The organism is Pantoea sp. V106_11, from assembly GCF_029967885.1.
Classification (GTDB): Bacteria; Pseudomonadota; Gammaproteobacteria; order Enterobacterales; family Enterobacteriaceae; genus Pantoea; species Pantoea ananatis.
Window position 1 is genome coordinate 20,701 of the sequence record NZ_JASCAK010000027.1, and the last position, 20,302, is coordinate 41,002.

The window sequence follows — 20,302 nt, forward strand, 5'->3', positions numbered from 1 at the left end:
TGCTGTAAAACGTGCGCTTTTCGGGTTACAGTAAGTCAGCTCAAAAAGGACGACGCTATGACTCATCAATCATCCAGCCGCGAGGATGAAAAAACGGGCGGCATTCAGGTGATTGCCCGGGCGGCAAAAATTCTTAATGCCTTAGGCGAACATCCCGGTGGCATGAGCCTGGGCGAGATTGCGCAGGTGGTCGATCTGCCGCGTTCCACCGTACAACGTATCGTGGCGGCGCTGGATAGCGCAGAGCTGGTGCGAAGCAGCGGGGCGGGTGGGCTGCGCCTGGGGCCGGCTTTGCTGAAACTGCTGTCCAGCGTCAACACGGATGTGGTGGATTTAGTGAAACCCCTACTGGAAAAACTCTCTGCCGATACCAATGAAACCGTATCGCTGGCCCGCGCAAGCGGCTCACAGCTGGCGGTTGTGCATTATGTTGTGGCGTCACGCGAGCTGCGCGTGGTGCCGCGCATCGGACTGGATCTGCCGCTTTACAGCACCTCAGGCGGCAGAGCATTGCTGGCGCTGGAAAGCGATGCCGACGTGCAGGCGAGGGTAGGCGATGACTGGCGCGAACTGACCGATAAAACGGTTAAAACGCTGGCGGCGCTTTTGCAGATGATTCACGAGGTGCGTAAAACCAGTATTTCCTACGATCGCGGTGAAACGCTTGAAGGCGTTTCAACCATGGCTTTCGCGCTGGATACGATCTTTGGCCGCTTTGCGGTGTCCTTACTGGTGCCTACGGCACGTTTTAAGAAACACGAGGCACGTTATCGTGAGGAAATGCTGCAATGTAAACAGGCGCTGATTCGCGAAATTGGCAAAATCGCCGCTGTTGAAGGATAACGTCCCTATGAAAACAGTCTTAATGGCTATTGATAACACCCCCGTTGCGAAGAAAGTGATTTCCCTGACGATTGAAGAAGCGCTGGCACATCGTGCAGAAGTGATGGTGTTATGCTGCATCGATCCCGCTTATTCATCCTGCAGCCAGCCTATCGATATTGATGCAGGTGAAGATCCGGCGGATTTTGTCGCTGCTCAGGATGAACAGAACACCGCTGAAATGGTGGTGCGCCATGCGCTGGCCCCCTTATTGCAGGCTGGAATCAAGGCGCGGGGCATGATACTGGCCGGCGAAGCGGCGGACACGATTGTGGCGCAGTCGCAACAGTTAAACGCCAGCATGATTATTATGGGGCGACGCCATTTGTCTCCCTTTAACCGTTTATTGAAAGGATCTGTGAGTGCGGCCGTTGTTGAACGCGCGCATTGCCCGGTACTGATTGATGTGCGTAAGGATTAACAACGTAGTATGACTTCCCTGCTTTTAATTACGCTGGTGGCCTTTGTGCTGCTGGCGATTATCATTTTTATGTTGGTCAGAACGACCCGGTTGCGCGTCTGGCAGGGCATCGTCCTGTTTATCCTGCCGCTCATCCTGTCGAATATTTTATTGTTCAAGTGGATTTTGCCTCAGCAACAGCAGGAAAAACGCTACGAACGGGCTGCGGACTATATGGCGCAGGCAACGGTCTATCGGGTATTGCGTACTCAGGAACCGGCCCTGTGGCAATTACTGACACGCGAACTCGCCCACAAACTGCGTGAAGGGGAACCCATGATTCAGGCCGTTGGCGAGCTGAGAGGCTGGCTGACGGATGTGATTAATCAGCGTCTGATGCGCGCGTCAAACCATGCCATCGTTAATTACATTGGCGTTTCTGTCGAAGAAATGCAGGCGCTAAATAAACGCGATCCCGGCCTCTGTTTTCAGTTTCTCTATCCGCAGGTAAAGGGCGGCGTAAATCTGGCAAAAACGCTGCCGGCCGCGCTGAACCAAAAAGAGGCGGAAGCCACGGAATATTTGCTGCTTAACAGCCTGGCGGAAGAACAGCCGATGGATCGCGATCAGGCTCAGGATGATTTGAAGAATATTGTTGATCGCCTATACCAGAAATGGGGCGATAAGCTGCAGCAGCTCAATATGCCAGCAGACACGGCAGTGGACCGCTCTTCAATGTGTGCCATGTCCATCGATCTCTACAGTGCAATTCTCGCACTCCCGGACAAGCAGGCCGCGAATCTGCTTCGTAGAATGATTGCGCTTTCCGGTGAGGGATAAGCAAAAAAAACCCGCTTAACGCGGGCTAAATTGAGAGGCTTTTTTTAGTGAGGCTTTTTATTAGTAGAGTCATACCTGGTGTTGTGCTTTGACTGTTTCTCGTTAGATGCAGTTTCGCAGTTTAATGGCACATTATGCCAACTGTTTACCCGTATTGAATCAATTGGTAAAACTTCGTAAATACGCGACAGTCGCGTACTATTCCTATAGATACGCATTTTGCAGCACCTTACACTGCGTCAAAATGTGAGGGAAAAATGAAAAAAACACTTATTGGTGCACTGGCACTTATTTTGCTGAGCGGCTGTACCGCCAGCAAACCCGGGGCGTTTGAGCGGGTCGATGAAGACACCTCCTCAAATACGATACAGTACCGTTTCGATCCGTCAAAAGTTAATCGCGATGCCATGGAAATTGATGTGGCGAAATACTGCATGGATAAGGGTTTTGATAAGGTAGAAAATCTGCCTGCTCAGGACAGCACAATACCAGGCCTGAAGAAAACCTGGTATCAGTGTAATTACGCGGTGAAAAGTTAACGGATAAAACGAGGTGGGATTGAATCCCACCTTCTTTTTTATATTATGCTGTGTGAAATCTTTGCCCTTCAGTTTTTTTCATATCTGGCGGACATTCTTTCCTGTCTCCGCCTGTCGCTATCCTGCCCTGATATCATTTTTGACCCGCTGATAAAATAACCCGCTGATACTGTGGACAGGACCGTGGTACTTAATGCTTTCATACGACATCTCCACTTTTTCGATGCTTAAAATATTACGCTGAAATAGTGGAGTAAACATGTAGCCAGTGTAGAGTTACTTCGATAATTATTTCTTTATATTTCAAAATGGGCGGTGGCGGATAAAGAATCTGACTATTCCAATCAGAACAGGATGAATAAGCGCTAATATGCGTAAGACCTGTCTTAAAAACAAGTAAGAAAAGCGTTGTCCCGGTTGGGGAAATCGGAGCTACATTATTAGCAGGTCTATAAAGGGAGGCAAACATGGCTCACAAGGTAAAAAATATTCTGCCACTTCAGGCGGAGTTAGGGGAATGCCCGCTTTGGTCGGTAAAGGAGCAGGTATTGTGGTGCGTTGATATCCTGGCACCGGCGATTCATCGTTTTGATCCCCTTAGTGGCGAACTGACGACCTTTCCTCAGCAGGAGGAGGTAGGGTGCATAGGCTTGCGTGAACAGGGCGGTATCATCGCCGCGCTGCGCGGTGGCGTGTGGCTGCTGGATGAGCAGGGCAAACCACAGAAAAAAGTGGCTGATAATCCCGGTATCGCGGAGAAAAGCCGGTTCAATGACGGACGTGTCGATCCCTGGGGCAATTTCTGGTGCGGCAGCTTGTGGGAGCCGCAGGATAAAAACGGCGGTTTGCTGTGCCGTGTGACGCCAGACCTGAAACTTGAGGTGAAAGCGCGTGATATCAAGATCTCAAACGGCGTGGCATTCTCCCCCGATCGCCAATGGATGTATCACACGGATACGCCCAATGAAGTGCTTTACCGCTATCCGTTGGATGCGCAGGGCGAACCGGGCGAGCGGGAGGTTTTTCGACGTTTTGACGCCAGCGGCGGTTTACCCGATGGTGCAGCGGTAGACCGCGAAGGTTTTTACTGGTCGGCGCTCTTCGATGGCGGCCGGGTTGTGCGCATCCATCCTCAGAATGGTGAAATCGTCGATGAGATCAGGCTGCCGGTTAAGTGGCCAACGATGGTGGCCTTTGGCGGCAGCGAGTTAAAGACGTTGTATATCACCAGTTCACGAGAAAATCTCAGTAAAGAAGATCGGGAACGTTACCCGGAATCGGGAGATATTTTCGCGGTTGAGCTGGACGTGGCCGGCATGGCGGAACCGCTGTTTCGCGGCTAAAAAGGGAGGCCAGGCTGTCCTGGCCTCTGAAATTACTGGCGTTGCAGCAACGGCGCGCTCCCGGACTGACTCTGCGGCATCCGGATAGTGAGCGACAGCAGTAAGGACATGACCAATAGCGTCATGATAAGGCTGAACGTCACGGTAAAACCGCCAAACAGTGAGGCAACCAGCGATCCCAACACGCTGCCAATGCCGAACCCCAAATAAATCAGACCATAGTTTTTCGTCAGGTTATTCAGGCCGAAAAAGTCACTGACCAGGGAAGGGAACACGGTAATCGTGCCGCCGAAGCTGAAAGCGACACAGGCCAGCGACAGGAAAAAGGTGGTCTGGTTCATGTGCGTAAACAGTAATACGCTCATGCCTGTCAGAGCGATCAACTGGGCCAGGGAAATAACCCGGATACGAACCATTTTGTCCGACAGGACGCCCAGCACCAACCGACCACTCAGGTTAGCGACGGCAATGACGGTGACCGCGTTAGCCGCCGTCTGAGTGCTGAGGTGCACCAGGCCTTCCCCGATATCTTTGGCGACGCCAATGACGTAAAGCCCGCTCATGCACGCCGTCAGGAACATTAGCGCCAGCATCCAGTACTGCGGAAGGCGCACTGACTCAGCGAGCGTATAATTGCGGGTTGCCTGATGTTGCGCCGTTGACGAACGTTGCAATGGCGCATCGCGCATCATCAGCGCACCGATAACTATCATCGTCATGGCTAATAACCCCCAGAGAATAAAGGTTTTTTCAAGCCCAAACTCAGCCAGTAGCGCTCCACAGATAAATTTGAAACCCAGGCTGCCCAGGCCGTAGGCACCAATCGCGCAGGCGGATATCATCCCTTTGCGTTCAGGAAACCATTTCACGCAGTTAGACAATGTCATCAGGTAACCTGCGCCGTCAGCCAGCCCCAGCAGAATGCCTGCGCTCAGGTACAGCATGACCAGGTTATCGGCATGTGAAGTCAGCCATAAGCCCAGCGCCATCATTACTCCCGCGCCAATCGTCACCTTACGGACACCAAAACGTTCCTGCAGCTTACCGGCAAGCGAAGAGGCTACCGCCAGGCCCAGACTCAGTAATCCAAATGAAAAGGCCACCTGGCTCACCGATGCCGCCAGCTTTTGCGACAGCTGACCGTTAAACAAACTCCAGGTATAAACCGATCCCAACGCAAACTGGGTAATCACTGTGCCGAAAAGGGTTAACCAGCGTGTACGCTGACCAACAGCCTGTTGTCGCTCATTCATTATTTTTACTCCCACAGGAAAACTGGAAACTGCGGCCAGATTAAACAAATGCCTGACGCGCGGGAGGGAAAAGAGCATGAACGGAATGCAGAATGGAATGAAATGCCGTGAGAGCGGCATGAATGGCAGGCACGATAAACGTAACCAGACTAACCATGGGATGAGTTCAGGTAAACAGAAGTAAGGGAATGTTACAGGTAGCGGTTTTTACCGGCAGGTTGCGTGTTTTTTTGCCAGGCTTAAAGTCCATTCAACAGGAGGAAATATGAAAGACCGGACATATGAATCCATCACCAGTGAGGATGAAGTTTGCTGCATTATCGGTCAGGCAGTGATCGAATTGAGCACAGAGCAGCAGCCTGTCACGAAATCTACGCTGGCGCTAAAATTATTGTCAATGGCGGATCGTGACAGCGACGATGAGCGAGTTCTGCTCTACTGGATTGCGCGCAAGGCGATCAATCAACCACAATATCTTGTCAATCAGCAGCAACAATGGGCATGAGGCTCTGACAGGAAAGGGTTCCACGCCCGGTACGGTTCAGCGTAACGCACAGCGCGTAATCGTAACGCGTACAGCACACCTGAAAACTGACCGTAAAATCGTGGTAAAGCCAGGGATGGCATCGACCTCCTCATCTCCTCCAGTGATCTCTTCCCTGACCCGGCTGCCGTTTCACTTTACATTCTGATCTGTCTCGCGCTGTGGCGCTTCCCGATGCTGCGGCCCGCGCTCTGGTGAGTCTGACGCAGGACGGGGCGGTTCAAAGAATCGGATGAAAGACGCCCGCGGACCTGTGATCACACTCAGACATATTCCCCCTGCTGACAGGCACCAACCGTTGTGGGAATAATGAATGCCTGTTTTCCCTGCCGGAGAGGTTTATGAATTCAGTCCCCCTCAAGTGCCTTGGCGTAATGATATTCGCTATCCTCGCTTCGGCATGCAGCCCTTCATCCAATGGTCACATTCCTCTGGGTAAATGTGACGTCAAAGGGACTTACAGTATAAATTTCCCACGCTTTGACGAAACGGCACAGCAGTTAGCCCATGCATCTGGCTGTTTTATTGAGACGGACTTGTCACGAACCGGCGCTGTCCACGTCAATCCTGTGCAGGGAACCATGACGATTCGGGAAGCGGTCAGTCAGGCGATTAAAGGCACCTCACTTACCATCGTGGCGCAAAAACCGGACACCATCACCGTTGAATAATCAGGGCGAAGAATATGCGTAACTTAGCGGCGCTAACAGGAATGGTGTGGCTCTTATCCGTGTCAGCCTGCTACGCCGGTCATGGCGGAGCGGACAGCAATGGCGGAAGTGGCCTTCCAGGAAAGAACGGGCAACGCGGGATGGCGGGCTGTCCCGGTGGCACGCCACGCTCAACAGACGGTCACTTTTATTTGCCGGGTACACAGGAGCGGTGCAATCCGCCCTCTGCCAAAAAACACCACTGGGGCCCGCAGCGGAGCGTTGAGAGCATTTAGGCTAACCCGCCTGAATGCCTCACGGGCACGTTAAAAGGTGAGAACGATGAACCCTGACGCTTTTTTGCCCCTTGCGGGCCAGTTTTATCGCGCGGTGTTATCTGTGAATGCCCGGGCTGTCCTCGCTGCGCCCGGGCCGCAAAGTGCTGGTCGTTATCATCGGCAGGGGCAATCAGCGTTATATATGAGCCCCAGGCCTGAATGGTCTGTAATCGCGGTTTCAGGTTACATGCGGGAAGATGGCTTACCGCGCGTGCTCATTCCGCTACGCGTGATGGGGGCCAGGGTTGTCGATCAGCGGGATAAAGCACGTTGTCTGCAAATGGGAATTATCCCCGAGCTATCGAATCGCCCTTGGCGTCCCGCGCTGCAGCAAGGACAAACGCCGGACGCCTGGGAAAATGCGGACAGAGCAAGAGCATTAGGCGCCGATGGGATAATTGACTGTTCCCGTATGATTCCCGGGGGTTGGCACCTCTGTCTGTTCCGCTGGAATACAGAGAATGCGCCATGCGTTGCGGTATGCGGCAAACCCATTACGATCACGCTTTCACAGAATGGCCCCAAATGGGGATTATAACGGGTGCAGTGCAGCCGAAACCTCCCCTCTGAAACCCTTCAGACAGGTGAATAACATGAGAACCGCTTCTCTGCTGCTGTGCTCGCTCCTCCCATTAATGGCCCTGGCGACAGCGCCAGATTATCCGGGATGCGACCTCAATGTGCAGCATCAGCTGATGGCGGCGCCAGTTGGCAGCATGACGGACGTGCGTGAGGCGCACATTGTTATGCGTGCCGATGTCCTACAGGCCGATATCGGCAAAGCCCGGAAAGCGCGCCAGCTCACGCAGCCAGAAGCCCGCGCGCTGTGGCAGGACATTGCACAGGTGCGCAAAGACAGTGCCCGGTGGGTGAAAGTCCAGGGGTTTTTAAGTGCGGCGGAGCGGGCCAGTTATGACCGCGCGCTGGATCGCGTGGCGGTGCAACTCTGTAAACGCGGATGAACCCTGACAAATTAATGTTTTGATCAAAATGGATAATCTGATTTCACTGTCAGTTGCCTTAAAAACAACTAAAAAAGCAATGCTTTTCTATTTTCATAATTCATATTTATAACGCCGTTCACAATTATACGCTTTTCCACTCTTTAACCGAAAATACCCTACTTTAGCTTTACTAAAGCCTGTGTCCGGAAATCACAGAAAGGATGGACGTTATGCTCGCTATCCCTGCCGATATTTGCGCCCGGCACGTCACGCGCTTTAACCGGCATTTTCCTGCCAGACTGTAAACATGCCCCTCAGAAACTATTTTTTTATTTATGAATGTTTTTAACGAATCAATGTGGTTTGGGGGCTTTACTATGTCGTCATAAAACCGGCCTTTCGCCAACCGCGGCATCATGCAATGTGCCCGGCGCAGGGTACGCCTTAAAATCACATCCGCAGGTAAAATGCCGCTGGCGGAGCTGGAAACGATCGGATTTTTCACAAGCGGAGGTCAGGTGCAATGAAATAATTTCGAAAAAGGATAATATTATCCGGAATAATTATTAACCGTGTGGTTTGTATCAAGTCATAATTTTTTGACATGGGCGTCATCATAACGAACGCGTGCTGTGCGCGCACGAATCTATATTGGGAATGTTATCACTTTGAGAAGAAAGCAGATGCCCTTAAGAATATTCGTCTCACTTAATATGTAACTCTGATGTATTTTACTTTTCGATCTTTAATTCTACATTTTTACACTTTAATGAGATAATAAACTATAGTTTAAATTTATCTGGTTTTATCTACTTTGCGGCAAGATTAAATTAGTATTAAAGATCGTATATACATTTAATTTCTTTATTTTGTTTGTAAATCAAAAACTCCAATGCATAATTGGCTTTGCCAGTTTTAAGGTGTGTTTTTAATTAATTTCTATGCTTTTGTTAAATGTATAAATATTTGTTAAATAGATATTGATCTGTTTGATGATATTTATTTGTTATTGCATTAATCAATTAACGGGATTAAATAGGTATGAAAATTAATAAAGTTGCAGTGGTTTTGATGCTTGCTCTGGGAATGGGCGCAACAGGTGCGCATGCGGCCAATCAGGGACAGGGAAAAATCACTTTCCATGGTCATATCATTGATGCTGCATGTTCCATCGGGAGTGACAGCGAAAAACAAACTGTTGAACTGGGCCAGATTTCAGCTCGACAGCTAGAAGATCAAGGAACATCCAGCCCAAAAGTTTTCACTATTGATCTGGAAAACTGCCGCATGAACAGCACCGACGATGGCAATGGTAACACTGTTATCACCTCGCCAACGGTGAAAGTGACCTTCGGTGGAACGGCTGCAGTAAAATCCGATGGCTCCACAGATAATAATAAGTTCGGCATTATGGGCACCGCATCCGGTGCGGGCGTGGTGATCACCGACGCGTCCAGCGCAATTATTCCCGTTGGCGGTTCCAGTGAAGCCCGTACCTTAATTGAAGGCAATAATACGTTGGCATTCTCTGCCTATCTGCAGGGACTGGACGACAATAATGCGATTAAATCCGGTGAGTTTACCTCGATTGCTGACTTTACGTTGGCGTATGACTAAGAGCTGATCACAAACGTTTCCCCTACCCGGTCAGCTCATGACCGGGTAGGGGAGTTATCTGCAGGCATAAACAGGATGCATATTGTTTATTTGCGTTTGACGCTATTCATCTTTTTTATTTGCCATTTCACTGTCCAGGCGTCCCCGATTAAAGATGAGGGGCAGGGCCGTGTTTACGTTAATGGTCAGATTCTGACATCGGCGTGCAATATTCATACTGAAGATGTCTGGCAAGAATTTGTGTTCGATTCACTTACGCCGCATATCGTAGAGAATAATAATGGGCTCAATGAAAAACGATTTTCCATTCGCTTAGTGAATTGCGATCTTAGAGACGAAGATAAATGGCGAAGCATAGCGTTCACCTTTTCAGGTGAGGCGGTTTCTCACGCGCCCTCTTTATTTTCGCTAAGGGGCGAGGCCAAAGGGATTGCACTCAAAGTGACTGACAGTGACGGCGAGCAGGCATTGCCGGGCATACCTATGCACAGCGTTGTCCTGAGTCAGAATGAACATCAGTTTGATTATGTTATGCAGGTGGTTCCGGATGGAAAAGTCTATATAGAAGGCGACTGGGCGGGTGCAATACGTTTTATGCTGAGTTATCAGTAAATCCCTTTTGCACGATTCGCTATAACAAAAGATAACGTAAATGGGTAAACCACAACTATTACATCGATATTGTCTTTTTTTTAGCGTTTTAATAACGATGTCGGGTTATTGCGGCGATACACGCGCTGTTGAATTTAATACTGACATTCTTGATGCCGAAGATCGAAATAATATTGATTTATCCCGTTTCGCCCGCGCGGGTTACATCATGCCGGGTACCTATAGTCTCACACTTCGGTTGAATGAGCGGAATATCATTGAACAGGAGGTGGTGTTTAAAGAGAAGAAAGGTGCCGAAGAAGTGCAGGCCTGTCTGACGCCTCAGCAGGTTGAGTTACTCGGTCTTAAGCACGATGCGCTGGCAAAGATAAGCTTTGACCATAATGACGACTGCGCTGATTTTTCCGCGCTGGACGGTGTCAGGCTGCGCGGCGATCTTTCAACCTCGTCGCTCTATATTTCGGTACCCCAGGCCTGGCTCGAATATCAGGATGCCACCTGGCTGCCGCCTTCACGCTGGGAGAATGGCGTACCGGGGGTAATGCTGGATTATAACATCAATACCAGCTTCACCCGTCCGGTACACGGCAGTCAGTCACAGCGAGCCAGTGCCACCGGTACGCTCGGTGCAAACAGCGGCCCCTGGCGTTTGCGAGGCGACTGGCAGGCTAACTACAACAAGACCGGCGGCTCCAGCGGTGGCACGACCCAACGTATCGACTGGAGTCGCTTTTACCTTTATCGCGCGCTGCCGTCGCTTATGGCGAAACTCACTCTGGGTGAGGATTATCTTCGATCGGATATTTTTGATACATGGCGCTTCACCGGCGCGTCATTGGTCAGCGATGAAAGCCAGCTGCCCCCCAGGCTGCGCGGCTATGCGCCGGAGGTGAGTGGCATTGCACGCACCAATGCCAAAGTCATCATCAGCCAGCAGGGACGGATCATTTACGAAACCATGGTGGCGGCAGGACCGTTCCGCGTGCAGGAACTCAGCAGTGCGGTGAGTGGGCAACTGGACGTAAAGGTGGAAGAGCAGGACGGTAGCGTACAACACTTTCAGGTCACCACCGCCACCGTGCCCTATCTGACCCGGCCGGGCCAGGTGCGTTACAAGCTGGCCACCGGGCGACCCTCCGATTTCCACCACCATGTGCAAGGGCCGACATTTGGCACCGCCGAAATATCATGGGGCGTGGCTAACAGTTGGTCACTGTATGGCGGGAGTATTTTCTCTGCGGACTATCACAGTCTGGCCATTGGTGTGGCGCGTGATCTTTACCGGTTTGGTGCGCTCTCAGCGGATATCACCCAGTCTGCAACATCGTTACCGGACAGGGGACATTTACAGGGCCGTTCCTACCGTTTGAGTTATTCAAAGCGCTTTGACGACTTCAACAGCGATTTGACCTTTGCGGGCTACCGTTTTTCCGAACGCAATTACATGACCATGACGGAGTACCTTGACGCGCGCTATCGCAATGGCGTAACGGGCAGCAGTAAAGAACTTTATACCGTTACGGCGAGCAAAAGTTTTACGGATCTCAACCTTTCTGCCTACCTGAGCTGGTCTCACCAGACGTACTGGGATCGCCCGCGTGCCGACCGTTACAGCCTTTCTGCCAGTCGTTATTTCGATCTGAACCGTTGGCGCAATCTGTCCGCCACCGTTTCCGCCGTGCGAACGCGCGATTACGGCCGTAAGGATGATGCGCTCTGGCTAACGTTAAGTGTTCCTTTTGGTCAGGGGACGGCCAGCTACAACGGCAACTGGAGTCAACAGACTTACAGCCAAACCGCAGGATGGTATGAACGCCTGGAAAACGGTGACAGTTATCGCCTGTCGGCCGGAACGCGAAGCGGAAAAAGCGAGAGCATCACGACCCAGGCGAGCGGGCTGTACAGCCACACAGGAACGGCTGCAGACATCACCGCCAATCTGGGCTGGCAGCAGAACGGCTATACCTCAGCGGGCTTGTCGATTAGCGGCGGCCTGACAGCGACCAGCGAAGGGGGCGCGCTCCATGGCAGCAGCGTCAGAGGAGGCACCCGAGTGTTGGTCAGCACCGATGGCGTGGCGAATGTGCCGGTGGGCCGTAATGGCATGACCAACCGATTTGGCCTGGCCGTGGAACCCTCCGTACCCGGCTACTATCGCGCCACGGTCAAGGTAGATGTGAATCGGTTGCCGGATGACATCGAAATCAGTAGCGCGCCCGTTGCGGAAGTTTCACTGACCGAAGGGGCGATTGGTTTCCGCCGTTTTGACGTGCTCAAGGGCGCGAAAGTCGTGGCGACTGTCGCGATGGCTGACGGCACTTTTCCTCCTTTCGGGGCCAGCGTGCGCAATGCAAAAGATCAGGAGTTAGGCATGGTGAGTGAAGCGGGCTTAGCCTGGATTTCAGGGGTTAAACCCGACGAGGTGCTGACGCTGTTCTGGAGCGACAAGGCACAGTGCCGGGCAACGCTTCCGTCACTCATCCCCGACAGTCAACTGCTGCTGCCCTGCGAGTAACCTTCCCATGCAGCCTGTCTGGGATCTGAAAGCAAACGTATACAAGGTGCAAACGAGATGATGAAAAGACGCAAGGATAGGTGGGCATTACTGTTGATAACGAGTGTGCTGGCGACGTTGGCAGGGCAAACAGCGCAGGCTGCCATTGCCCTTGACCGCACGCGCGCCATTTTTAACGGAGGCGAAAAAAATCTCATCCTGAATATCAGCAACGACAATCAGAAAGAGCCCTATCTGGCTCAGGCCTGGCTGGAAGATGCACAGGGCAATAAGCTCACCAACTATCTCAGGGTCACGCCGCCCGTGCAGCGCGTGGAGCCGGGCGCAAAGAGCGTCATTCGCATTACCGCGTTGCCCTCTTCCGCCTCGCTGCCGCAGGACAGGGAAAGTGTGTTTTATTTCAGCGTCCGGGAAATTCCGCCGCGCAGCGACCGCGCCAACGTGTTGCAACTGGCCCTGCAGACCCGAATCAAACTGTTCTATCGACCAGCCAGCATCACCCCTGAGCGCTTCAGCCGCCATGATGATCAGTTAGTCCTGCACAAAGTGAAAGGCGGTTTCCGCGTGGAGAACCCAACACCTTATTACATGACGTTGCTGGGGATCATCAGTAAAGGCAACCGTGCTGTTGAGAAAAGCTTTGTGCCCGTCATGATCGCCCCGATGTCGAGCGAGACGGTGAAGTCCTCGGTTTCCCGCGATCCGCAAATTATCACCATTAATGATTTTGGTGGAAAACCTGTTCTGCCCTTTCTCTGCCAGGGCTCGGTATGTCGGGCCGATCCCGTGGCCGTCACTCAGCACTGAAGAAGGAGACAGAATAGTGATAGTGCGAGCGTCTGAACTCTATGTCGGATGGAAACACATGATGGCAATAACCCTGATCGCAGTGCCGCTGATATCCACGTTCCCGCGAGCTCACGGACGGGAAGCCCGGTGGGAAAATACGCTAAGAGGAATGTTGCAGGCCTCAGGCTCATTGATCACCTCGCCCTGTGTATTAATGCCGGAATCTCAGGTTCAGCATATTACGCTCAGCCCTGTTGCGTTGGCGGCGTTAAACAAGACAGGCGATGTCACTGTGCCCGTGGATATTCATCTCGTACTGGATCACTGTCCCAGCGGCGCCCGGCATTCTGGCACCCCACAGGACCTGCGCCACAGGTTATGGCTCGCCGATCAGCGCTCGGTCAGACTGCGTCTCCTCGGCGACAGGGCCAATGATGATGCGCGATTTTTCAGCATAAGAGGTGCATCCGGTCTTTCTCTGCGCATGGAGGATCCTTTGGGTAACCTCCTGATTCCCGCCCTGTTAAGCCAACCCGTTCCGCTTGCCGAGGGGCGTAATGACCTGGTTCTCAAAGCACAGCTCTGGCGTAACCGCGATCCGCTGGAAGCGGGCGAGTGGCAGGCCGTTATCAACATTGGCATGGAGTACGAGTGATGGAGAACCTAATCCGTTTTCGTCGCGCGGGCGGTGGTTTGCTGATAGTGATTGGCCTCACGATGTTCACCGCGCTGCTGCTGGTCAGGGCGAAAGCGGATGCGGGATCAACGGACGTTGTGTTCCGCGGAACGCTGCTTGCCGTGCCCTGTCTGGTCGACATGGATTCGGTGGATCAGACGGTAGCCTTCTCGCCCATCGTCGCCCGGCACTTTACCACCAATCATCAGTCCTATCCGGTCGACTTTTCCATTGCGCTAAAAGAGTGTGACCTGTCTGTCGGCTCGCAGGTAAGCGTCACGTTTTTTGGCGATAAAAACGCCGTAAATCCTGCACTTTTTGCGCTGAATGGCACGGTGGAAGGGTTGGGGCTGGCGGTCAACGATGCTCAGGGTAACGCGGTACTTCCCGGTGTGCTTCAGCCGCCTGTTGAACTCACCGACACGGAAAATCGGCTGGAGTGGCTGGCCCGATTGCAGCGTACGGCCGCAAATGGCGAGGTCACGTTAGGGGAATACAGTGCAATGATCACCTTTCAGTTGCAATACGAATAAAACAGCACCGTTACTGCCGCCTTGTAGTCAAGGCCGCAAAGCGCACAGCATCAGGAGGTACAGCCGTTGAATATCTTCAGCTTGTTAGATCAAGGCCATCAAGCCGGTACTCAAACTCATCCGGCCAGCGTGCGCGGCCGGGTACTGATCAGGGAGGTGATATGCGTAACGAACGCCTGAAACAACAGTGCCTTGCCGTGCTGGGCACCGCCAGGGACGTGGACAAGGGACTGTCCACCCGAGACATCGCTGACGCGCTGGATATTAGCGTGTACAAAACCCGATTGCTGTTGCTGGATCTTGAGAAAGAAGGGCGGGTCAAGGCGCTGCCGCGTGAAAAGCCCTGGCGGGGGGCGGCCCGGCGCTGGGCGGGTCGTTGATGACTGGCACAAGTGTGTGTTCAAACGCCTTCTTCCAGCTTGGGCTTGAGGCGATACAGCAGGCGCTGTCAGACCATTTGGGCAAGCAGATTCGCCTTCAGGGATTCTACTTTCCGACGATGCAAGCGCTGCTCGCCTGGAGCATGAATCCACGGCTCGCAAAGGGATGCATGATTGTGATTGCCGGCAGTCACCCGGTGCTGTCGGTGTTAAGCGGCCTGGTGGATCCGAAGCGCATCCTGCTGTCAGACGCGGGCGAATCCCGGCAGGCACTGATGGAGAAACTTTACATCAAGGCGCGATGCGCGCACCTGAAGTTGCCGGTAAAAAAAGAGGCCATTTACCTGACCCGGCGTGAAGTGATCTATATGCGCGCCTTTATACAGGGCAAACCACACCAGTCACACAGTAAACGTGACAGCGGTATTCGACTGGCTGTGATGAAGAAAATTGGGGCAACAGGGCCGGTTTCTCTGCTGATTCGTTTTCGCCTGTTGCGCGGCCTTAAAAGCGATTACCTGCTGAAACCTGCCCGGTTAGCGCACGGGCAGGCGGTGGAACAGCGCGGCGGCATCCCGCAGAACATCACGCCGACTGCGCAAAGAGACAGGCGTTGCCTCGGGCAGCCGGAAACACAACAGGACATTTTGCTATGTGGACAAAAGCGATATTGATAAAGCTCTGGGCCATTCTGGCGCTGGCAGGCAGTGTGAATGCCCATGGCGCGCTGACGGTTGATCGATCGCGCCTGATCCTTAATCAGGGGGAAAAGTCGATCAGCCTGAACGTAACCAACCGCAATGAAAAAGATCCCTACCTGGCGCAGGGCTGGATGGAAGATGTAGACGGAAAAAAAATCAGCGGTCCGCTGATGGTATTGCCGCCGGTGCAGCGTGTTGAAGCGGGCGGCAAGACGCTGGTGCGTATTCAGGTTCTCCCGGCCATCTCGTCGCTGCCGACAGACAGGGAAAGCGTTTTCTACCTTAATCTGCGGGAAATACCGCCAAAATCGGCTAAAGCCAACGTCCTGACGCTGGCGATGCAGATCCGGCTCAAAGTCTTCTATCGCCCTAAAGGACTGAACGTGGATCCGATGTCAGATACGGTTCCCGGCACGGAAACCCTGACGCTGATTAAGCAGGGAAACCAGTATGAAGTGCACAACCCAACGCCCTACCATTTTTCCTTCGTCGAAGTCAGACGAAGCCTGACCGGAAGCGGACTGGCACGTTTTGAACCCGTCATGGTGGCACCGAAAAGCCGCCAACTGCTCAGTCCGACCGTCAGTGAGTTAGGCAGCACGCCGGTTCTGATGTTCGTCAGCGATTACGGCAGCCAACGGTTGTTGCCGTTTATTTGCAACGGCAACACCTGCCAGGCAGAGAAATCGCGCATACCGAATGAGATTTCCTTTAGGCAACAGCAGGCGGAGCGCAATGAAAGCTAAATTCAGGCTGTGCAGCCTTCTGCTGCTGACTGCATTCATGGCGAGCAGCGTACAGGCAGAGGTTAACAATGGGGATATGACCACGCTGACCATCCGCGGCATTCTGGTGGAGACGCCGGAATGCGTGGTCAACAACCAGGAACCCATCGAGGTGGACTTTGGTGAGGATGTGGTGATTAGCCGAATAAACGGCGTTGATTATAAAAAGACACGAATCATGTACAGCCTGCTGTGTACATCCCTGGCTAAACAGGGGCTAAAAGTCACGATTATCGGCGAACCGGCTGCGTTTAATACTTCGCTGCTTGCAACCAGCAAATCGGCACTGGGTATTCAGTTAATGCATGAGAATGCCGCGCTGTCGCCGGGCAGCAGCGTTGCATTCAATTATAACGACGGCGCGTTGCCCGAATTATGGGCCGTGCTGGCAGTACAGAACAACGCTCTGCCCACGGCCGGTAACTTTACAGGTAATGGAACGATGGTGTTTGAGTATCAGTAAGGAGCCAGCATGCACCCTGTTTATATTCCGCTCGTGTTTAGCGCCGTATTCTGCTTGCCGTTTAACGCAGCCAGTGAGAACCCGAAGGCGGATGTGACGTTTCGCGGCACGCTAATCGAACGTATTCCCTGCACCGTTAATAACGGTGACACCATCACGGTGAATTTTGGTGATGATGTGATGACAACCCGGCTGGACGATGACAACAGCAATGTTTACAGCCGGGAGGTTGTGGTTCCGCTGGACTGCAGCTCACGCGATGTGCGGTTGCGCATTGATGGCATCACCTCGGCGTTCAACCCTGAACTGCTTGCCGGTCATCAGGCGGGATTCGGTTTTCGCCTGATCTATGGTGACAGAACGATGCCGCTCAACGACTGGATCCAAACGAACGTCAGCGCGCAGGGCATGCCCGATCTCACCTTTACCGTTCGGCCCGTCAGGCAGGAGGGCGTAACGCTCAACGGCGGAGAGTTCAGCGTCGTCGCGTCTTTGATAGCGAATTACCTGTAAACATGGAACATCATGACAAATCAAGGAGTCAGGATGCCTGGTTATGAAGGATATGCGAAAGGTCGACATCGGTGGCCCGGAATACGGGTGGGCAGTCTGCTGTTGGGGGGATTAGCCCTGATTGCACCCGATGTCTACGCGAACAATCTTGCGCTCAAAGGAACGCTTATCACCCCGCCGTCCTGCATCCTTAACGGAGACAGCACGCTGGAAATCAGCTTTGGGGAAAGCATCAGAATTAAAAGCGTTCCCGATGGTCTGTATCGCCAGGCCGTTAACCCGGGGCTGGAGTGCGATAGCAGTAATCTGGCATGGAACCTGGTGTTAACCGTCGCCGGTACAGCGGCAGGATTTGATAACGAGAGCGCAACGGTCGTGACCGCAGAGCAGGCGGATCTGGGCGTGAAACTGTATATCGACGATGCGGCGTTTGAACTCAACAAAGCGTACAAGGTGAATGGCCAGACGCTACCGAAGATAGAAGCCGTGCTGGTTCAGCGTGAAGGTGCGGAGCTGGATGAAGGCGATTTCACGGCCAGGGTAACGTTACGCGCTGAGTTTCAGTGAAAACGGCGGGTGCCTTAACTTGAAAGGTGACGCCCACACGGCGCGGTTTTCACTCAAGGCGCCTCTCTGTCGCGAATCCTGTGGCGAAAGGCGGAGCTTAAGGCCTTTTGTAATGAATAGTCTGTGAGGAAACCTCATGCGTTTTTTTTATTTCCTAACCAGCGTGTTTTTTCTGCTGTTTTCGTCATGCCCGGTGAAAGCCTTATTGCATGAGAATGCACCTTTCCCGATTTTTGTGGGTAACACGCAAAAAGTGCCCGGCACACAGGTCGAATTTCATGTCGGACGCGCCACGAGTTACATCGATCCGCATCAACCTCACTACGTTACGGCAAACTCAGGGATTGCGATTTATTTTTACTGGTGCACACAAAGTGGTGGCAGTTGTGCAGGCCCCGCGAATACCTTTGTGCCACCCGAAAATATCATTGCTCGCGGGGAAGGCTGCCCCACCGATGACATACATCAATTTATCGATTGTCTGCATGAGAAAATAGATCCAGGCGGGCAATATATGGCGACCGTCCCTGACAATGTGGGGTCAGATTCGCGGCTGACGCGCGGCCGGGTTTGTTTACGCTATCTCAATGATGTTAATTCGGCGCTCGGCACAACGTTTACCTCCAGTTATAACTCTTGCAAGTTATCGCCGCCGACCCAAACCTGGTGCGCGATGGAAACTCCTAATGTGGATATCGATTTTGGCATAGTCCATGTGGGAGAGGCTGAAGGACAGACGCGGGAAAAGGATATCAGCGTGTATTGCTCGGGACCGGCCAACTATATTATCGATCTGACAAGTGAAGATTCCTCTGTCCCTTTAAGTAACGGCATGAAAGCCGAATTAACTATCGATGGGCAGTTGATACAATCCCAAAGGCTGGTTTCAACGGAGCAAGGCTCAACGACTTATAAGCTGCAAGCGGAATTGAAGGGGCAACCTGTGGCAGGGGCTTTTAACAGTACAGCAATACTGTTTATTTCCTACCCGTAATCGTGCTGGCAGGATTGATATTTACCGGGCCTGACAGGGCACAATGTTGAACGGGCCATTCTGGTCGGATCTAAAAGCCTGTGGGAAGCCAGGCCTGTTAATCATCGCCCTGTGAGTCAGGGTAACAGGGAGCAACTGTTTTCACGCTGAATGCGCCCACTCATGGGCGCTGCATTTTAACCACTCAATGAGGCTGAGATGTCAGCTAAATCCCTGGCGATCCCCGCCATCCTGCTGGGCAACGTTATGCAGAACCATGGCGGCGGCCCCAAATGCGACGGTATCCGTGGCGGAGATCTCCGGCAGGCAGATCTCGGGTTGCACGACACGGCTGCCCTTTAAGCTATCCAGCCTGGAGAAGTCGAGCCAGACCGCGAGCCGTTCACGAACGCTTTGAGGCAGTGTTCCCCCCACATAGATCGCCGCAGGGGCAAGAACAGCGTTCAGCATAAAGCCCAGACGGGCGATTTCCGGGCCTGTTCGTTCGATCCATTCGTCGAGAACGCTGACGTTTTCAGTAAGGAATCGCTGCCAGATGTCTTGTGAGCGCCCATCCGGTATCTGGCCGAGGCGATGCTGACACCATGCCGCAAGGTCAGTAAAGGAGGGGCGGGGCCTGTCGAGTGGCAGTAACAGACCAATTTCGCCCGCGTTGCCAAGATGACCGCGATAACGCTGTCTACCCAGAATAATGCCGCTGCCGACGCCTTCTGACAGATAGAGATAGAGAAAGTCTTCATGATTAGCCGCATTACCCAGTGCCATTTCACCCATCGCTGCAGCATTGGCATCATTCTCAATTAACACCGGACAGCCCAGCGCCTGCTGAATGGACTCGAACAGTCCGGGTTCATCCCAGGAAAGCACCTCGGGAGCCAGATGAAGGGGAGCAACGCCCCGCTGGAATCGCGTGGGCATGGCAATGCCTGCACCAATCACTAAAGTATCCGGAATGTGGTTTCTCTCAAGCAGGGCTCTGTGCCCCTTCTGAATCGCTGATCGGGCCGTGGCGAAGGTATCGTAAAGGCCGCGCAGCTCAATTTCGTCAACCCGCTTCCCTGTGAAATCAAGCAGCATCAGCGTAATGGAGAAGCGGCTGGCATGAACTCCAACGGCATAACCAATGGCGGAATTCAGCGTGAGATCAATGTGCGGAGCGCCCCGGCCAGACGGGCGACGCGCCCCTTCGACGATGATCCCTCGCCTGATGAGATCGCGGGTCATCATGCTGACGGCCGCCGCTGTTACGCCACAGCCCTCGGCGAGCTCGGCACGCGATGCGGCGTGGTTGCGACGCAGATAACGCAGCACCGCAGACTGCGTTGTTCCGATTCCTTCCCAATGCTTCGATGAAGTCAATGCCGCTTCTCCCTGTCGTTGTCGCGTGGTCATGAACCTGTCATTTAAATAAATTAACTTACTTA

The 20,302-nt window shown here is 52.9% G+C and carries 24 protein-coding genes; 22 read left to right on the forward strand and 2 right to left on the reverse strand.

Annotated features, from left to right (window positions below):
* Positions 1–57 precede the first annotated feature (57 nt).
* The 5 genes from QLG08_RS10010 (at position 58) to QLG08_RS10030 (ending at position 4,004) form a co-directional block, all read left to right on the forward strand.
* Positions 58–843, forward strand: a complete 786-nt coding sequence (locus tag QLG08_RS10010; RefSeq protein WP_013026614.1) for an IclR family transcriptional regulator — start codon at positions 58–60, stop codon at positions 841–843.
* 7 nt (positions 844–850) lie between these two features.
* Entirely contained in the window at positions 851–1,303 is a 453-nt protein-coding gene (locus QLG08_RS10015) for a universal stress protein (protein ID WP_014605321.1), read from the forward strand.
* A 9-nt stretch (positions 1,304–1,312) separates the two neighbouring features.
* Complete coding sequence (locus tag QLG08_RS10020; RefSeq protein WP_013026612.1) at positions 1,313–2,122, forward strand: hypothetical protein; 810 nt, start codon at positions 1,313–1,315, stop codon at positions 2,120–2,122.
* A gap of 257 nt (positions 2,123–2,379) precedes the next feature.
* Positions 2,380–2,661, forward strand: coding sequence for a lipoprotein (locus tag QLG08_RS10025; RefSeq protein ID WP_282472894.1), 282 nt, complete (start codon positions 2,380–2,382; stop codon positions 2,659–2,661).
* 467 nt (positions 2,662–3,128) lie between these two features.
* Positions 3,129–4,004, forward strand: a complete 876-nt coding sequence (locus QLG08_RS10030) for an SMP-30/gluconolactonase/LRE family protein (protein WP_019106042.1) — start codon at positions 3,129–3,131, stop codon at positions 4,002–4,004.
* A gap of 32 nt (positions 4,005–4,036) precedes the next feature.
* Here the strand turns inward: QLG08_RS10030 and QLG08_RS10035 are convergent, their stop codons facing one another.
* Positions 4,037–5,257, reverse strand: coding sequence for an MFS transporter (locus tag QLG08_RS10035; RefSeq protein ID WP_019106041.1), 1,221 nt, complete (start codon positions 5,255–5,257; stop codon positions 4,037–4,039).
* 265 nt (positions 5,258–5,522) lie between these two features.
* Here QLG08_RS10035 and QLG08_RS10040 point away from each other — a divergent pair, with 265 nt between their 5' ends.
* The 17 genes from QLG08_RS10040 (at position 5,523) to QLG08_RS10120 (ending at position 18,878) form a co-directional block, all read left to right on the forward strand.
* Positions 5,523–5,762, forward strand: a complete 240-nt coding sequence (locus tag QLG08_RS10040; protein ID WP_013026608.1) for a hypothetical protein — start codon at positions 5,523–5,525, stop codon at positions 5,760–5,762.
* 380 nt (positions 5,763–6,142) lie between these two features.
* A complete protein-coding gene (locus QLG08_RS10045) occupies positions 6,143–6,472 on the forward strand; it encodes an STN domain-containing protein (protein ID WP_013026607.1) in 330 nt (109 codons plus the stop codon).
* Between the two features lie 321 nt (positions 6,473–6,793).
* On the forward strand, positions 6,794–7,327 hold the full coding sequence (locus QLG08_RS10050; RefSeq protein ID WP_064352297.1) for an RES family NAD+ phosphorylase: 534 nt from the start codon (positions 6,794–6,796) through the stop codon (positions 7,325–7,327).
* Between the two features lie 55 nt (positions 7,328–7,382).
* A complete protein-coding gene (locus QLG08_RS10055; RefSeq protein ID WP_015699796.1) occupies positions 7,383–7,751 on the forward strand; it encodes a hypothetical protein in 369 nt (122 codons plus the stop codon).
* A 1,023-nt stretch (positions 7,752–8,774) separates the two neighbouring features.
* Positions 8,775–9,350 carry a fimbrial protein gene (locus QLG08_RS10060; RefSeq protein WP_013026604.1) on the forward strand — a complete coding sequence of 192 codons (576 nt, stop codon included), beginning with the start codon at positions 8,775–8,777 and terminating at the stop codon, positions 9,348–9,350.
* Positions 9,351–9,425: 75 nt separating this feature from the next.
* Positions 9,426–9,962 carry a fimbrial protein gene (locus QLG08_RS10065; RefSeq protein WP_013026603.1) on the forward strand — a complete coding sequence of 179 codons (537 nt, stop codon included), beginning with the start codon at positions 9,426–9,428 and terminating at the stop codon, positions 9,960–9,962.
* Between the two features lie 40 nt (positions 9,963–10,002).
* The gene (locus tag QLG08_RS10070) at positions 10,003–12,477 is read left to right on the forward strand and encodes a fimbria/pilus outer membrane usher protein (protein ID WP_181134527.1); all 2,475 of its coding nucleotides are present in this window, start codon (positions 10,003–10,005) and stop codon (positions 12,475–12,477) included.
* A 57-nt stretch (positions 12,478–12,534) separates the two neighbouring features.
* The gene (locus tag QLG08_RS10075) at positions 12,535–13,284 is read left to right on the forward strand and encodes a fimbria/pilus periplasmic chaperone (RefSeq protein WP_013026601.1); all 750 of its coding nucleotides are present in this window, start codon (positions 12,535–12,537) and stop codon (positions 13,282–13,284) included.
* A 58-nt stretch (positions 13,285–13,342) separates the two neighbouring features.
* Positions 13,343–13,921 (forward strand): type 1 fimbrial protein, encoded by a 579-nt coding sequence (locus QLG08_RS10080; protein ID WP_282472895.1) that lies wholly within the window; start codon positions 13,343–13,345, stop codon positions 13,919–13,921.
* Positions 13,921–14,475, forward strand: coding sequence for a fimbrial protein (locus QLG08_RS10085; protein WP_014605329.1), 555 nt, complete (start codon positions 13,921–13,923; stop codon positions 14,473–14,475). The genes QLG08_RS10080 and QLG08_RS10085 overlap by 1 nt, the downstream gene beginning before the upstream one ends.
* Before the next feature lie 161 nt (positions 14,476–14,636).
* Positions 14,637–14,855, forward strand: coding sequence for a FaeA/PapI family transcriptional regulator (locus QLG08_RS10090; protein ID WP_014605330.1), 219 nt, complete (start codon positions 14,637–14,639; stop codon positions 14,853–14,855).
* Positions 14,855–15,529 (forward strand): hypothetical protein, encoded by a 675-nt coding sequence (locus QLG08_RS10095; RefSeq protein WP_282472896.1) that lies wholly within the window; start codon positions 14,855–14,857, stop codon positions 15,527–15,529. Before QLG08_RS10090 ends, QLG08_RS10095 begins: the two co-directional genes overlap by 1 nt.
* Complete coding sequence (locus tag QLG08_RS10100) at positions 15,508–16,302, forward strand: fimbria/pilus periplasmic chaperone (protein ID WP_014594226.1); 795 nt, start codon at positions 15,508–15,510, stop codon at positions 16,300–16,302. The genes QLG08_RS10095 and QLG08_RS10100 overlap by 22 nt, the downstream gene beginning before the upstream one ends.
* Complete coding sequence (locus QLG08_RS10105; protein WP_072138912.1) at positions 16,292–16,804, forward strand: fimbrial protein; 513 nt, start codon at positions 16,292–16,294, stop codon at positions 16,802–16,804. Before QLG08_RS10100 ends, QLG08_RS10105 begins: the two co-directional genes overlap by 11 nt.
* Positions 16,805–16,813: 9 nt before the next feature.
* Positions 16,814–17,317 (forward strand): fimbrial protein, encoded by a 504-nt coding sequence (locus QLG08_RS10110; RefSeq protein WP_072138911.1) that lies wholly within the window; start codon positions 16,814–16,816, stop codon positions 17,315–17,317.
* Positions 17,318–17,350: 33 nt separating this feature from the next.
* Positions 17,351–17,884 (forward strand): fimbrial protein, encoded by a 534-nt coding sequence (locus tag QLG08_RS10115; protein WP_015699804.1) that lies wholly within the window; start codon positions 17,351–17,353, stop codon positions 17,882–17,884.
* 136 nt (positions 17,885–18,020) lie between these two features.
* Entirely contained in the window at positions 18,021–18,878 is an 858-nt protein-coding gene (locus tag QLG08_RS10120) for a hypothetical protein (protein WP_228225610.1), read from the forward strand.
* Between the two features lie 201 nt (positions 18,879–19,079).
* On the opposite strand, the gene QLG08_RS10125 is transcribed toward QLG08_RS10120, so the two are convergent.
* Positions 19,080–20,270, reverse strand: a complete 1,191-nt coding sequence (locus tag QLG08_RS10125; RefSeq protein ID WP_049792146.1) for an ROK family transcriptional regulator — start codon at positions 20,268–20,270, stop codon at positions 19,080–19,082.
* Positions 20,271–20,302 lie beyond the last annotated feature (32 nt).

Bases quoted from the DNA above. Each gene is read 5' to 3' on its own strand.
- QLG08_RS10090 (WP_014605330.1), top strand. From the start codon at position 14,637: ATGCGTAACGAACGCCTGAAACAACAGTGCCTTGCCGTGCTGGGCACC.
- QLG08_RS10035 (WP_019106041.1), bottom strand. From the start codon at position 5,257: ATGAATGAGCGACAACAGGCTGTTGGTCAGCGTACACGCTGGTTAACC.
- QLG08_RS10100 (WP_014594226.1), top strand. From the start codon at position 15,508: ATGTGGACAAAAGCGATATTGATAAAGCTCTGGGCCATTCTGGCGCTG.
- QLG08_RS10055 (WP_015699796.1), top strand. From the start codon at position 7,383: ATGAGAACCGCTTCTCTGCTGCTGTGCTCGCTCCTCCCATTAATGGCC.
- QLG08_RS10105 (WP_072138912.1), top strand. From the start codon at position 16,292: ATGAAAGCTAAATTCAGGCTGTGCAGCCTTCTGCTGCTGACTGCATTC.
- QLG08_RS10070 (WP_181134527.1), top strand. From the start codon at position 10,003: ATGGGTAAACCACAACTATTACATCGATATTGTCTTTTTTTTAGCGTT.
- QLG08_RS10075 (WP_013026601.1), top strand. From the start codon at position 12,535: ATGATGAAAAGACGCAAGGATAGGTGGGCATTACTGTTGATAACGAGT.
- QLG08_RS10080 (WP_282472895.1), top strand. From the start codon at position 13,343: ATGATGGCAATAACCCTGATCGCAGTGCCGCTGATATCCACGTTCCCG.
- QLG08_RS10020 (WP_013026612.1), top strand. From the start codon at position 1,313: ATGACTTCCCTGCTTTTAATTACGCTGGTGGCCTTTGTGCTGCTGGCG.
- QLG08_RS10040 (WP_013026608.1), top strand. From the start codon at position 5,523: ATGAAAGACCGGACATATGAATCCATCACCAGTGAGGATGAAGTTTGC.
- QLG08_RS10015 (WP_014605321.1), top strand. From the start codon at position 851: ATGAAAACAGTCTTAATGGCTATTGATAACACCCCCGTTGCGAAGAAA.
- QLG08_RS10050 (WP_064352297.1), top strand. From the start codon at position 6,794: ATGAACCCTGACGCTTTTTTGCCCCTTGCGGGCCAGTTTTATCGCGCG.
- QLG08_RS10110 (WP_072138911.1), top strand. From the start codon at position 16,814: ATGCACCCTGTTTATATTCCGCTCGTGTTTAGCGCCGTATTCTGCTTG.
- QLG08_RS10065 (WP_013026603.1), top strand. From the start codon at position 9,426: ATGCATATTGTTTATTTGCGTTTGACGCTATTCATCTTTTTTATTTGC.
- QLG08_RS10125 (WP_049792146.1), bottom strand. From the start codon at position 20,270: ATGACCACGCGACAACGACAGGGAGAAGCGGCATTGACTTCATCGAAG.
- QLG08_RS10115 (WP_015699804.1), top strand. From the start codon at position 17,351: ATGCCTGGTTATGAAGGATATGCGAAAGGTCGACATCGGTGGCCCGGA.
- QLG08_RS10030 (WP_019106042.1), top strand. From the start codon at position 3,129: ATGGCTCACAAGGTAAAAAATATTCTGCCACTTCAGGCGGAGTTAGGG.
- QLG08_RS10095 (WP_282472896.1), top strand. From the start codon at position 14,855: ATGACTGGCACAAGTGTGTGTTCAAACGCCTTCTTCCAGCTTGGGCTT.
- QLG08_RS10060 (WP_013026604.1), top strand. From the start codon at position 8,775: ATGAAAATTAATAAAGTTGCAGTGGTTTTGATGCTTGCTCTGGGAATG.
- QLG08_RS10025 (WP_282472894.1), top strand. From the start codon at position 2,380: ATGAAAAAAACACTTATTGGTGCACTGGCACTTATTTTGCTGAGCGGC.
- QLG08_RS10010 (WP_013026614.1), top strand. From the start codon at position 58: ATGACTCATCAATCATCCAGCCGCGAGGATGAAAAAACGGGCGGCATT.
- QLG08_RS10120 (WP_228225610.1), top strand. From the start codon at position 18,021: ATGCGTTTTTTTTATTTCCTAACCAGCGTGTTTTTTCTGCTGTTTTCG.
- QLG08_RS10045 (WP_013026607.1), top strand. From the start codon at position 6,143: ATGAATTCAGTCCCCCTCAAGTGCCTTGGCGTAATGATATTCGCTATC.
- QLG08_RS10085 (WP_014605329.1), top strand. From the start codon at position 13,921: ATGGAGAACCTAATCCGTTTTCGTCGCGCGGGCGGTGGTTTGCTGATA.